Source organism: Candidatus Trichorickettsia mobilis, assembly GCF_034366785.1.
In the GTDB taxonomy this organism is placed as follows: domain Bacteria; phylum Pseudomonadota; class Alphaproteobacteria; order Rickettsiales; family Rickettsiaceae; genus Trichorickettsia; species Trichorickettsia mobilis_A.
On the sequence record NZ_CP112932.1, the window covers coordinates 333,506 to 348,545 of the forward strand.

Annotated in this window: 7 protein-coding genes and 1 other RNA gene; 2 read left to right on the top strand and 6 right to left on the bottom strand. The window is 34.7% G+C overall.

From position 1 onward, the window contains the following. Nucleotides 1–166: 166 nt before the first annotated feature. Nucleotides 167–3,556 (top strand): UvrD-helicase domain-containing protein, encoded by a 3,390-nt coding sequence (locus Trichorick_RS01480; protein WP_323738499.1) that lies wholly within the window; start codon nucleotides 167–169, stop codon nucleotides 3,554–3,556. Nucleotides 3,557–3,814: 258 nt separating this feature from the next. On the opposite strand, the gene hscA is transcribed toward Trichorick_RS01480, so the two are convergent. Next, entirely contained in the window at nucleotides 3,815–5,632 is a 1,818-nt protein-coding gene (hscA, locus tag Trichorick_RS01485; RefSeq protein WP_323738500.1) for a Fe-S protein assembly chaperone HscA, read from the bottom strand. Next, a complete protein-coding gene (hscB, locus tag Trichorick_RS01490; protein ID WP_323738501.1) occupies nucleotides 5,623–6,120 on the bottom strand; it encodes a Fe-S protein assembly co-chaperone HscB in 498 nt (165 codons plus the stop codon). Before hscB ends, hscA begins: the two co-directional genes overlap by 10 nt. Nucleotides 6,121–6,255: 135 nt before the next feature. Between hscB and Trichorick_RS01495 the strand changes: the two genes are divergently transcribed. Next, entirely contained in the window at nucleotides 6,256–7,986 is a 1,731-nt protein-coding gene (locus Trichorick_RS01495) for a hypothetical protein (protein ID WP_323738502.1), read from the top strand. A 389-nt stretch (nucleotides 7,987–8,375) separates the two neighbouring features. Here Trichorick_RS01495 and xth read toward each other — a convergent pair whose 3' ends face one another. From xth to rpoC, 4 genes are all read right to left on the bottom strand, one after another. Further along, complete coding sequence (xth, locus tag Trichorick_RS01500) at nucleotides 8,376–9,146, bottom strand: exodeoxyribonuclease III (protein ID WP_323738503.1); 771 nt, start codon at nucleotides 9,144–9,146, stop codon at nucleotides 8,376–8,378. 7 nt (nucleotides 9,147–9,153) lie between these two features. Continuing rightward, the gene (mutM, locus tag Trichorick_RS01505) at nucleotides 9,154–9,975 is read right to left on the bottom strand and encodes a bifunctional DNA-formamidopyrimidine glycosylase/DNA-(apurinic or apyrimidinic site) lyase (protein WP_323738504.1); all 822 of its coding nucleotides are present in this window, start codon (nucleotides 9,973–9,975) and stop codon (nucleotides 9,154–9,156) included. 10 nt (nucleotides 9,976–9,985) lie between these two features. Further along, nucleotides 9,986–10,377, bottom strand: an RNA gene (rnpB, locus tag Trichorick_RS01510) — RNase P RNA component class A. 84 nt (nucleotides 10,378–10,461) lie between these two features. Continuing rightward, a complete protein-coding gene (gene rpoC / locus Trichorick_RS01515; protein WP_323738505.1) occupies nucleotides 10,462–14,619 on the bottom strand; it encodes a DNA-directed RNA polymerase subunit beta' in 4,158 nt (1,385 codons plus the stop codon). Nucleotides 14,620–15,040 lie beyond the last annotated feature (421 nt).

Consider the following 15,040-nt stretch of genomic DNA (forward strand, 5'->3'; position numbering starts at 1 on the left):
CCTTAAAGATCTGCAGTGCGAAGCAAATAAGTAACTGCTTGTGCTTCTCGACTCTGTGATTCCTAGCACTTATTGATTTTGACCTTCGTCTAGACCTTTCTTAGAAGTCAGTTTGAGAGAGAGGTCTGCTCAGTTCAAAGCTCATGAAGATTTTGTTCTAAATGTCATGAATAATCTACAATTAAAAGCATCAAATCCAGAAAATTCAGTGTGGGTTTCAGCATCGGCAGGGACTGGTAAAACTAAGATATTAACTGATAGGGTACTCCGATTATTAATTAGCGGGGTGCCTCCACAAAAAATATTATGCATTACTTTTACCAATGCTGCAGCTGGTGAAATGCAGCACCGTATTTATAATAAGCTGGAAGCATGGACAAAAGCTGATGATTATCAGCTAATGGCTGATTTACGGTTATTGACAGGCATTGCTCCTAATAAAGAAGAATTGATATATATCCGTACAATTTATCATAAATTACTTGATTATCAAAATACAATTAGCATTTATACTATTCACTCATTCTGTCAGAAAATTCTAAAAACCTTTCCAATTGAAGCTGGTTTAAGCCCTGGTTTCCAGATTTTAGATAATCTCACCTCATGTGGAATTCTTAATGTACTAAAACAACAAATATATATTGATCCTTTACATGAAAAAATCGCTAATTTTCTTAGTATGAATTTTCATGAAATGACTATTAATGACATAATTAATGAAATAATTGATAATAAATTAAAGTTCAAAAATTTATTTAAAAATCACTCTATAGTTTCTGAGAATATTAGTCAGCCAGAACCAGACCGTCATCATCAACTTAACCGTCATCCCGAACTCAACCGTCATCCCGAACTCAACTGTCATCCCGAACTTGTTTCGGGATCTCATGAGGTTTTGATGAGATCCCAAAACAAGTTCGGGATAACAGCTAAGTCAGAGATGAAAACTAAGTTAGAAACAGTCGAGTCAAGGATGACAGATAGGTTCAGGATAACGGTTGCTAATGCAGACGAGGCTCAGATTCGCGATACTTTAAAGCAACTTATTGAAGCTTATGGTAATCCAATAGCTTTACCTGATAATCTGTTTAGCTTCTTTTTAACAAATAATGGCGATAAGCGTAAACAATTAATCACACGCAAAATATATTTAAATAATTTGGAATTTGCGGCAAAACTCGATGATATTCAAGAATTAGTATACCAATTTGATCAAGATATCAAAACCCAAAAATTACTAGAATATTCTAATATACTATTAGAATTAGCTAAAACTTTGATTACTATTTATGACGAGTATAAAAACCAAAAGAACCTGCTTGATTACGATGATTTAATTTTTTATACCAAAGAATTGCTTACCAAAAAAGCAACCAAAGACTGGGTATTATATAAGCTTGATGGTGGGATTGATCATCTTTTAGTAGATGAGGCGCAAGATACTAGCCCGGAACAATGGCAAATTATAGAATCTTTGATTGAAGAATTTTATGCAGGAGATAGCGTTAAAAAGCACCGTACTATCTTTGTGGTTGGTGATGAAAAGCAGTCAATTTTTAGTTTTCAAGGAGCGGATACTAATGCTTTTAATATAGTAAAAGATCATTTAAAGCAAAGATTAATTGAAGCTAACAAGAATTTTGAAATAATCAATCTTGAACTATCTTATCGATCAGCACCTGCAATTCTAGATGTAGTATATAATGTTTTTCAACAAATTAAAAATTGTACCCCAACATTATTCTTAAGCGATAACCCATTTATATTACCAACTCGTAAAATCAGTAAAGGTAGAGTTGAGTTATGGGATTTGATCAGCACGCCTAAGAATTTCGAGGAGTTATTTTGGCCATTACCCGAAGATTATCAGCAATTTGTGTCACCTGCTCAAGCTTTGGCAACAAAGATTGCTGAATTTATTAAAGGTCAAATTAATTCAAGAGTAATTAATCTTGACACCGGATTACCGTTAACTGCCGGCGATTTTATGATATTAGTACGTAAGCGCGATCAATTGACTAATGAAGTGATAAAGCAATTAAAAAATCATGGTTTAGCGGTAGCCGGAGTCGACCGTATGACTCTTAGTCAAAATTTGTCGGTAATTGATTTAATTAGCGCTGCAAAGTTTGTGCTTGCTCCTAATGATGATTTAAATTTAGCTCATTTAATTAAATCTCCAATTATTGGTGGTAACGAAAAAGATTTGTATCAACTTGCTTTAATGCGTCAGGATTTATCTATCTGGCAAGTTTTACAAAATAATGTTGAGATCAATAATATTTCATATTACCAAATGATTTATAAAAAATTAAAAACATTAAGAGATCTATATCAATATGCTCATGCTGGTAATTTTTTTCATATTATTATTGACAATTTGTCTTTACGTAAAATTTTTTTACAGCTTAATGGTATAGACGATAGTGAAGCAATTAATGAATTACTTTACTTAAGTTATAATTATGCCGATAAGATTGATATTTCATTACAAGCTTTTATTTATTGGTTTGAAGCTAGTGAGATTGAGGTACAGCGTAATGTTGAAGCTTTAGATAAAATTCGGGTAATGACTATACACGGAGCTAAGGGCTTGCAGGCACCGGTAGTAATTTTATGTGATACTACAACTATACCAACAAATCAAAGTAAGTTTGTTTGGACAGACGATAGTCGAGTTCTTTATTCAATGTCAATGGATCAGGCTCCACAAATATTAAAAGAATTGAAGCAACATATACAAAATAAGGATTTACAAGAATATTTACGATTGCTTTATGTGGCAATGACTAGGGCAGCAGATCATTTAATTATATGTGGGTGTAGTATGAGTGAAAAACTGCATGAATATTGTTGGTATTCCTTGATTGCCAACGCCATGAGAGGGATGTGTAGCGTCGATGAAGATAGTGCATTTGTTTATGGCGATCAACCACAGCAGGCCACTCAAGCCTTGGAGTGTAAACATTCCACAGTAGTTCCAAAAGCTAATATAGGAGAGATGGAAAATTTTGATTGGACTTTAAGGTTTCCTAAATGCGTACCTGATTCTACAGTAACAGTAATACAGAATAGACCGGCAATATCATTGTTGGTCAGTAATAACCACTTTCAATACGGAAGAATATTTCATAAAATTCTGGAAGATTCGGTAAAAAGCCGTAATATCCATAACATCTACAATCACCCTTTAATTGCTACTTTACCAGAATTGCTAAAAAATAAAATTTTGGTAAGTATAAGCAATATCCTCTCCAACAACGAATTTATTAATATAATATCTTGGGATGAAGTAAAAACAGAAGTTAATATAGGCGTATTCCAAGATAATCAAACTAAAATCGGGCGCATAGATTTATTAAGTATATCATCAGATAAGCTAATTATTATAGATTATAAATCAGACGCACATCCACCAGCGGTACAGCATTTTATTTCCACTGATTATATTAATCAATTAAATTTTTATCGCAGTATAATGCAAGAAATATATCCTCATCATAATGTAATATGTAAAATATTATGGTTAGAAAATGGTAGTTTTATGACTATCTAACTTGTACATTAACTGCCGTTCTCACGTCGTCTGAGCTGAGAGCTAAGCCCGAAGCAATCCAGAAAACTCGGATTAATGACTGGATTACTTCTAGCACTAACGTGCTCTCAGCTCAGACGATTTAACACAGTTCATTGAACACTCTCAGAAAACTTGATTGCTTCGGTTTTTAACAAAATCTTAGCTCAGACGACTTTTTCTAAAATCGTGAACGCTCACAGAATAGTTTTTATCGCAAATAAATGATTGGATAATGTGTTAAATTTCATCAATATGCTTTCCTTTTATTAACTTATCTAAAGCATAATTCATCCGCTGTGTGATGAATAACTCTGAAATTTGTTGTAAAGAGTTAATATTTGAAATAATTAATTCACGATTATTAGAGGTGAGGCTGGTATAGAGGGCAGTTATTGCTTGTTGTATTTGATGCATTTGGTCATAAGATAGCAGCTCTGGGGTTTCAGTAATAGCTTTTTCTAAATGATAAATTAACGATTTTGCTTCAATAATCGTTTCGTTTATTAGTTTGGCGTGATGATCACTAATTGCGTTAATATACGCACTCTCCAAAATCTTATTTACTTCAGAGTCATCAAGACCATAAGTGGGTTTTAACTCTACTATTTGTGAAATACCGGTAGTTTTCTCAAGAGCTGACACTGATAATATACCATCAACATCAATAGAAAATATTACTTCTACTTTAATCAGACCGGCAGCAGCTGGTGGCAATCCTTTAAGTTCAAAACGAGCTAGTGATCTGCAATCATCAGCTTTTTCACGTTCTCCTTGAACGATATGGAATTGCATTGCAGTCTGATTATCAACATAAGTAGTAAATTCTTTGGTAATTGATAACGGTATAGGACTATTACGTAAGATTATCTTTTCAACAATACCACCATATAACTCGATTCCTAAAGATAGAGGTACGACATCAATTAATATAGAATTAGAATTTTTGCTAGCTATAGTCAAATTTTCTGCTTGTAATGCGGCACCAAATACTACAGCTTTATCCGGATCAATCTCAGAAAGAATAGAAGTATTAAAATTTTGCTGTAATAAACTTGTGATTAATGGGATCCTGGTTGATCCACCAACTAGAATAATATTGTTAAGCTCAGGAGTTCCGGCTAGTTGCAGTGCTTCTTGCGTGATTAGAATAGTTTTTTGTAATAGTGGTAAAATTAATTGCTCAAATTCCATACGAGTCATGTATATTACCACATTACCATATTCCATTATCGCTTGATCATGAACACTTAATAATTCTTTAATATATCGAGCAATAATAATTAATTTTGAAGAATAGGACAATTGGTACTTGCTGATAAAATAATCAACCATTAGCTGATCTATATCATCTCCCCCAAGCATATTATCACCGGCGGTAGCTATGACTTGCAGTATTCCGGTTTGCATATAGAGTATCGAAACATCAAAAGTACCGCCACCTAGATCATATATTAGATAACAACCCGATATTTTATTATTTAGTCCATAAGCATAAGCGGCAGCAGTAGGCTCACTCATTAGTCTAATCACATTTAGGCCTGCTATTTTTGCTGCTAGCATTACCTCACCTTTGGCAGCATCATCAAAATAAGCCGGTACTGTTACTACTGCTTGAGTAATTTTAATGGATAAAGCATTTTCGGCAGTTGTTTTTAAATATTTAAATATTTCTGCGGCTATCACTGGTAAAATCATTTGTTGACCGTCAAGATTTAGTTTAGGAACGTGATTTTCAGTATCCAGTAAGGATTTGATTAATTTAAATAAAGCCGGATTTTGTTTGATTTCTTGAGTTGATTTACCAAGTAATCTTTTAATAGAAAAAATAGTATTTTCTATTTGATTAGAGCTACCAATGATAAAATTACCATTTTTAAAGGTAATAATTGATGGAATAAGTTCTAGGTTATTCTGGTCAACAATAACAAAAGGTACTTTTTGCTGTGAAATTGCTATTAAAGAATGAGTGGTGCCAAAATCAATACCGACTGCTAGTTGCTGATCATTTTTGGTTGTATCTGCATTTAAGTTATCGCTAATTTCTATTATTTGCATAATATATTAATTTTAAGTTTTATATTATTAATTAGATTAACCAAATATTTTAGGCGTATTGTTAGATTAACCGCAAGAAACCATTGTTTATCAGCAAAAGCTTTAGTTAAATTGAGCAATATTTCTGCTTTTATACGTTGTTGATGTTGGTACTCTAATTCCAGAATCTTATAATCTGATATTTCTTCAACTTTTTCTAACTCCTGCCATATATTTTGTAATTCTATTGTAGAAAGTCTAGTTCTGAGATTATCTGCATTAATATCAATATTATATAATGATAATAAGTATTCCGCTCTTAAAACTTCATCTTTGAGTATTTTATAGGCATTATTTAGATCAATTGAAATTGATAGATTATTTTTTTTATTATCAGCTGTAATGTTATCTGGATGATGAATTATTTGTAAAGATAAATATTGTTGATGTAGTTGATCAAAATCAACATCATACCCTTCTTTTATGTTCAATAGTTGAAAGTAGTTCATTTGTATCTCAGCATCTCTAAAAAACAAGATATTCAATTAATAATTGAGTATATAAAATTTGATAAATGTATTAATATAAGCATATGAATCTCATAATATATATACAGCAATTAACATAAACTTATAAGTAAAAATATGAGCAAAGATGATTCAGATAACAAAGTTAACGAACTAAGCAATGACCAGTATAAACGACGATCATCTTTCTCTCGTGAAAAAACTAGTTTTTCATCTTTTGTAGAAGAAACAAAAGAACCAGAAGCAGCAAAACCAAAATCACTTTGGCAACGATTTAAAAGTGGTGTATCCAACATTTGGAATAAAGTGAAATCAGCAATTATCGATCCAATAACCAATTCAAAACCTTTTAATGCAGTTACCAATAGTACAATTTTTAAAGTAGTTACTGGTAGTGCAGTTAGCAGAGCGGTTGTTATTGGCTTAGCTGTCGCTGGTGTAGTAGCGGCAGCTCCGGTAGCAGTTCCATTTGCTGTGGCAGGGCTTGCTGCTGCAGGAATATCGGTAGGAGTAGGGGTAGTAAAGGATACTTTACAAACCAGGAGCACTCGTAAATTAGATAAAGAACATCAGTTACTTGTTCAAAATAGTAATAACTTTGCTACTCAGGAAGCACGATTTGCGATAGATCCTCAATTAAAAACTATTTTGGCAAATGAACTATATACCCCAACAAAAACTGGTAAAAAATCAGTAACTGAAAGATATGTTGAGGGTAAGGAAGCTTCGTCAGGTTTTAAGAGTGCCGTTAAAGTTATTGGCGAAAGAGCTGGGCCAATAGCAGTAAACATTGTCGCAAATGTAACAAATCCGGTAAAGCTTGCTGAAACAGTAATTAAAACTTCGATTACTGCTGGACTTGGAGTATCCGGACAGCAAGCTATAGATCAAAAGCGCTTTGAATTAAAACAAGGAATAGATACTGAACGTGGAAAACCAGGAGCACCGGGGTATAATAATATTGCTGAATTAAAGCAAGCAAAACTTAAACAACAAACACAGACTATGGCGATCAAACAACTTATAGCAGATAAGAATTATCTTGAAATGTCTGATCAACAAAAATTGGATAAATTTAAGGAAATTAAAGGGCAAATAGAACAAAAAGTAGAGAAAGTGCAAAAGGCTAAACCTGGTTTCTTTGCACGTATGTTTCGAGATATTAAAAGAGCGCATAATCCTTTTGATAAATATGCTCCAAAAAATGTTGCAAAAATATCGCTTACAGAACTGGCTCCACTAACTAAAGCTTGGGATAAAGCTCAAAAAGTAAACACACCAATAAATATGGCAGATTTAGAGGATAAAAACACAGCAATAAAAGAACAAGTAAATAAAGCTTATGAACTAAACCAGAAAGAGCTGCAAGGTATCGAAACTATAGCAAAGAAAATTAGCGCAAACTTGTTTGGTGATGACGCAAAAAGTAGTGGTAGTAGAGAAAGCGATACTAAACTTATTGACAGTAGTTTAAAGGATATTATTTATCAGATCAAGGTAGAAAATAAAGGCAAAGATATAGCAGAGGTAATGACAGAAAAAAATGCACAGCAGATTATCGGAACGTTAGAGCAAAAACTTACTAAACTATATTGTGACCATGGTATAAGTAATGTTGCTAATAACATCAGCGATAAACAGCTTGATTATGATAAAATAAGTAACGCTACTTTTAAGGCTTCGGTAAATAAAATAGTTGGAGATACAGTACGGCCAATTCTAGTATTAGGACAAAACTTAGAAACTATAAAACCAATGTCCAGAAATCAGAATAGCGAAATCAATGAAACCGATTTAAGCAGGAAACGTTCTGCTTCTGTTGCTCCTCGCTCACGGAGAAGTATCTGAGATAGAACAATTGATTTGTGAGCGTTGTTCACGGCTTTTAAAATTGAACGTTACTATGCTGTGATTGCGAAAAGCTGCTAGGCTTTGAAGCAATAGACCTCTTCGGAAGCAGATGTATGATATATACACTAGTCTTATTAACACACTCGATGTCATTCTTAAGTGGGCGGGAATCTAAGAATAAAAGCCTCAAATGCTTAGATATATGCTGGATTCCCGCCTACTCGGGAGTGACATTATGGAAGCAGTTTGTTGTCAAACTCACCATCTGTATACCTGATACGGTAAAGGTTTGTCAGGGAAGTGAATAGATATACGTGAGGAGCAGAAGCAAGTTTTGAGTGAGCAAAATTACCTCTTATATCTACTGATCTGACAGGCTCTAATATTTACCAAGCTACTACTGGAGCATGATCAGAAGGTTTATGTTGCGCTCGCATGTTATAGTCAATATAACTATTCTGAAAATAACCAGCTGCTCGACCTGATGCAATCAACATATCAATGCGCATTCCTTTGTTTTGCTCAAACGCTCCCGCTCGATAATCCCACCATGAAAACTCTTGAGTATTAGGATTAGCCAAACGATATAAATCATAAAACCCCATATTTAATATCGAGCGCATTTTATATTTCTCTTCCACTGTGCAGCAAGTAGTATTACTTGACTTAAACGATGAGTGTATGTCAATATCAAATGGAGCAATATTGAAATCACCACCAATAATTAAAGATTCATCATAAGCACGTATAATTTCTAAATAATTAATTAGTGCATCATAAAATTGGAGTTTGGTTTTAAATTTGTCGCTGTCAACTTCACCACCATTTGGAGCATATAACGAAATAAAACGACAAAAACCAATATCAGTGTTGCAGGTAATTTCAATAAATCTAGATTGCTCAAAGCACGGATTAGCTGGAAAATTTGTAACTATTTCATTAGCTTTAAATTTAGATAAAATGGCTACTCCATTATATGATTTTTGACCATGTACATAATAGTTATATGGTGTTTCTGATTCTATAAGAACCCATTGTTCTGACTCACATTTAAGTTCTTGTAAAAACAAAATATCAGGATTTTCTTTCACAAGAAAGTCCTGTAATAGCGATAGGCGCTGCCTTACTGAATTTATATTCCATGTTGCAATTTTCATATTGCTCTCATATTACCTGACAATATCCACAATAATAACTACCTCTTCCAGCTAGAATTATTTTTCTTATTATATTGCTACAAATGAAGCATGGCTTCCCTGCTCTATTATATATTAATAATTCTTGTTGGAAATATCCCGGTTTACTATTAGCATTAATAAAATCTTTTAAAGTAGTACCACCTGCCGCTATAGAGCTGATTAATACATTCTTAATCGCAAGAACTAAATCTATAATCTCCATATGGCTAAGACTATAAGCAGGTCTCAAAGGATGTATTTTTGCCCTGAATAAACTCTCAGAAGCATAAATATTACCTACTCCTACGACAATATTATTATCCATTATTACATTTTTGATTATTTTATGCCTTTTTGCTAACTTACTAGCCAAATATCCTGCATTAAATTGTTCGGTTAAAGGCTCTGGCCCTAAAGCTTTAAATATTTGTTGATCTAATAATTTTTCTTGTGGTAGTAGGTAAATCATCCCGAATCGCCTAGGATCGTTAAAAACCAACTGTTGTTGATTATCAAGATAAAAAATCACATGATCATGCTTTTGTGAAGAATAATTCGCTGGCTGTATGGTAAAACTACCGCTCATGCCAAGGTGAATCACTATAGTAAAACTATTATCAAGATTAATAAGTAAATATTTTGCACGACGCATTATACTTAATATTCTCGCATTTAATAATATATCAAAATTATTGGACAATATTTGCCGCAAGACTTTACATTTTTTTTCGTAATTTATAATGATTTTATCGATGATGTGCGATGCAAGACCAGTCTTTATGGTCTCAATTTCTGGAAGCTCTGGCAAAATTATAATTAATAATTGATGGTCTATAAGCCGGATTTTGTAAGGTGTAACCCTCTGCAGTTATTTGTCTAGGATAAATGTTACCATTTACCTCAAGCGATCTACCCGTGTAACCTCTAAACAGAGACATTTAGGAACATTAAGTTCTAATCACACCTATTTGATCTTGCTCCTGATGGGGTTTACCATGCGTAGCTTGTTACCAAGCGACCGGTGTGCTCTTACCACACCTTTTCACCCTTACCAAAATATATTTTGGCGGTATATTTTCTGTGGCACTTTCCCTAGAGATTAATATCTCCGCTGGGCGTTATCCAGCATCATGTCTCTATGGAGTCCGGACTTTCCTCATAAAAAATAGTTTATTTAAACTACATTTCATGCAACTGCACGACCATCAAGCAACATTATGAATAAATATTTTATTAAGTCAACAGAGTTCTTATAATCGTAAGAACTCTGTTGTTATGGATCATCTGTCCATTCTCATGAATAATTATCTGGCGTCGCTGCTGCTTTATTTAGTTCCAGATCACGAGCCACTGCTATCTTACGCATTTTATTCATGTAAAAACCTGTTCCTGCCGGAACTAGTCTACCTACGATTACATTCTCTTTTAAGCCTCTTAATTCATCTACTTTACCAGCAATCGCTGCTTCAGTAAGAACTCTGGTAGTTTCTTGGAATGAAGCGGCAGAAATAAATGATCTAGTTTGTAGTGAAGCTTTAGTAATACCTTGTAATATTAAGTGTCCTTGTGCAGGTTGCAAATTATTTTCAATTAATTTTGCATTCATTTCCGCAAATTCACGACGATCAATCTTCTCACCAACTAATAAAGTAGTATCGCCAACATTAGTAACTTCTATTTTTTGTAACATCTGACGAATAATAACTTCTATATGCTTATCATCAATTTTTACTCCTTGCAGACGATAAACGGCTTGAATCTCTTCAACCATATAACGTGCTACAGCCTCTACTCCCATTACTTTCAAAATATCCTGTAACACTGGATTACCATCAATGAGCATATCACCTTTTTTGACGAAATCTCCCTCACTAACTACCACATGCTTACCTTTTGGCAACATATACTCAAGAGGTTGAGCTCCATCTGTAGGATGTAATACTATACGTCGTTTTGATTTATAATCTTTACCGAACTCCACTCTACCATCAACTTCTGCAATAATAGCATGATCTTTTGGACGACGAGCTTCCACTAATTCAGCGACTCGCGGTAAACCACCAGTAATATCTTTAGTTTTAGTTGATTCTCTTGGAATACGAGACAAAATATCTCCAGCTGAAACCATTGATCCATCCTCAACACTCAATACGGCATTTACCGGTAAGTAATATCGTGCTTCTAAACCGTTAGACAATAATATCACCTGACCAGATTCATCTAACAACTGTATCCTTGGACGCAATTCTGCTCCTCGTGAATATTGTTTTGACTCAACAACGATTTTACTGGCAATACCTGTAGCTTCATCGACAATATCGCGCACTGAAATACCATCGACCATATCTTTAAACACTATTTTACCAGCTTTTTCCGTAATAATTGGTATAGTATAAGGATCCCATTCTACTATTTTTTGCCCCTTGAGCACTGTACGCCCTTCATCAATCAATAATCTGGCTCCATATGGTACTTTATGTCGAGATTTTTCCTGTCCTTTAGCATCAATCAATAATATCTCACAAGAACGGCTCATGACAATCTGACGACCATCTGAATTCATCACTACATTTCGGCCTAAAATCTTTACTTTAGCCTCATATGAGGCCTCTATTGCCGAAACTTCTGCTCCTTTAGTTGCCGCTCCACCAATATGGAAAGTTCTCATCGTTAACTGTGTACCAGGTTCACCGATAGATTGTGCCGCAATCACTCCTATTGCCTCACCTACCGCCACTAATGTACCACTAGCTAGATCTCTACCGTAACATTTAGCACACATACCTTCGCTTAAACTACAAGTTAACACTGATCTTACTTTGATAGAATCAAGTCCAGCAGCTTCTATTTGCTCTAATCTGGCTTCATCAATCAATGCTCCGGCATTAATTAACAATTCATTAGTCATTGTGTGATAAACATCAATTGCAGTAGTTCGACCCAAAACTTGCTCTGACAACGACACTATAACTTCTCCACCGTCAATGATAGCTCTCACTTCTAGCCCATCATTGGTACCACAATCCATCTCAGTAATAATACAATCTTGAGCAACATCAACCAACCTTCTAGTAAGATAACCAGAATTTGCTGTTTTTAAAGCTGTATCTGCAAGTCCTTTACGCGCACCATGAGTTGAATTAAAATATTCTAATACTGTTAATCCCTCACGAAAATTTGAAATAATAGGGGTTTCAATAATTTCTCCTGAAGGTTTAGCCATTAATCCACGCATTCCAGCCAGCTGTTTAATTTGCGCAGCTGACCCTCTTGCACCGGAGGTCGCCATCATATAAATTGAGTTTAATCTTTGCTGACTTGTAGTGTGATGATCTGAAGTTGAAGGCATTGCTACCTCTTTCATCATATCATTTGCTACTTTGTCAGTACATCTTGACCATGCATCAATTACCTTATTATATTTCTCACCATAGGTAATCAAACCATCAGAATATTGTTGTTCAAACTCTTTTACCTCATTGCCTGTAGTGTCAATATGAGCCCACTTGGATTTTGGTATTACCATATCATCCATACCGAATGATATGCCAGAAGAACAAGCATACTTAAATCCAAGCTGCATCAAATGATCAGCAAGAATTACCGTAGCCTTCTGACCACAATGACGATAAACAGCATCAATAACTCCTGATATATCTTTTTTGGTCATTGGCTTGTTTATTAATTGAAAACTAATATGCTGATTTGTTGGCAATAATTCACCAATAATCAAACGACCTGGTGTAGTATCTGTTATTGATTTAACGACCACTCCATCAATATTTGTTACATTACAACGAAATTTAATTTTAGTATGAATAGTAATGGCTTTATGATACAACGCTTGTTCAATTTCTGACATCTCAGCAAAGACCATTCCTTCTCCAGGTTCACCATCCAAAGCTAAACTTAAATAGTAAAGCCCAAGTACTATGTCTTTATCGGGAACAATAATCGGCCGTCCGTTTGCTGGACTTAGGATATTATTAGTTGACATCATTAACACCCTAGCTTCCAATTGCGCTTCAACTGATAATGGAATATGTACTGCCATTTGATCACCGTCAAAGTCAGCGTTAAATGCCGCGCACACTAATGGGTGTAATTGAATTGCCTTACCTTCGATGAGTAGAGGTTCAAATGCTTGAATACCAAGACGGTGTAATGTCGGAGCACGATTTAACATCACCGGATGTTCTCTGATTACTTCTTCCAGCACATCCCAAACTTCCGGCTTCTCTGTCTCAACCATTTTTTTAGCTGCTTTAATCGTTGCCGCAATACCATATAACTCAAGTTTGGCATAAATAAACGGCTTAAATAATTCTAATGCCATCTTTTTTGGCAGACCACACTGATGTAATTTTAACTCAGGCCCAACTACAATTACAGAACGTCCGGAATAATCTACTCTTTTGCCAAGTAAATTCTGACGAAAACGCCCTTGTTTTCCTTTTAGCATGTCGCTTAATGATTTAAAAGGACGTTTATTAGTATTTTTTACTACTTTACCACGTCTACCATTATCAAACAAAGCATCTACTGCTTCCTGCAACATCCGCTTTTCATTTCTTACAATAATATCAGGCGCTTTAAGCTCTAATAACCGTCTTAAACGATTGTTTCTATTAATTACCCGCCGATATAATTCATTGAGATCAGAAGTAGCAAATCTTCCGCCATCAAGCATTACTAATGGCCTGATTTCTGGTGGAATCACTGGCAAAATATTCATAATCATCCATTCCGGCTTATTACCAGAATCGACAAAATCTTCAACAAGTTTAAGACGCTTTACTAATTTTTTACGTTTTACTTCAGAGTTAGTTTCTGCAAGCTCTAGCTGTAAAGACTTACGTAACTCAGGTAAATCAAGCTCTGATAGCATCTGCTGTACTACTTCAGCACCTATAGAAGCTACAAAATTATCCTCTCCATATTCATCTTGAGCACGCTGCAAAGCATCTTCAGATAATAATTCGCCTTTCTGTAATCCAGATAATCTAGGATCCGTGACAATATAGCTTTCAAAATATAAGATCTTCTCCAGATCTTTCATTGCCATATCTAGCAAAATACTTATTCTTGACGGCAGGGATTTTAAAAACCAAATATGAGCCACTGGTGCTGCCAATTCAACATGTCCCATTCTTTCGCGTCTTACTCTTGCGCTCGTGACCTCTACTCCACATTTCTCACAAGTAACTCCACGATACTTCATTCTTTTATATTTACCGCAAAGACATTCGTAATCCTTCACTGGGCCAAAAATTCTTGCACAAAACAACCCATCTTTTTCTGGTTTAAATGTACGATAATTTATTGTTTCAGGTTTAGTTACCTCTCCAAAAGACCAGGCAAGCACCTGTTCAGGACTTGCAATATTAATTTTTATTCGATCAAATTGCTGAGTATTACTCAATTGTCCATAAAAATTAACTATTCCTGCCATAAATATTTTCCTCAACTTAACTCTTAATATAAATTCTTAATATTCTGACGAGATCTCGAACATACTAGTCATCTTGAACATACTAGTCATCCTGAACGTAAATGGTCATCTCGAACATCTGGTCATCCCGAACTTGTTTCGGGATCTTATGAAGTACTGATGAGATCCCGAAACAAGTTCGGGATGACCAGATGTTCGAGATGACCATTTACGTTCAGGATGACTAGTATGTTCAAGATGACTATTTTTCTAGTGTGCACTAGATAGTTCACTCCTGATTTGATAAATGACAATCATCGTAAACATGTCACATGGATAGACTAAGGTTAAAATCAAGAAGCGCTGGGAGCCGTAGGGTCGAAGCGCGGAATGTACATAAAATATGCGAGCACTAGAGATCTATAACGACGACAACGCAATT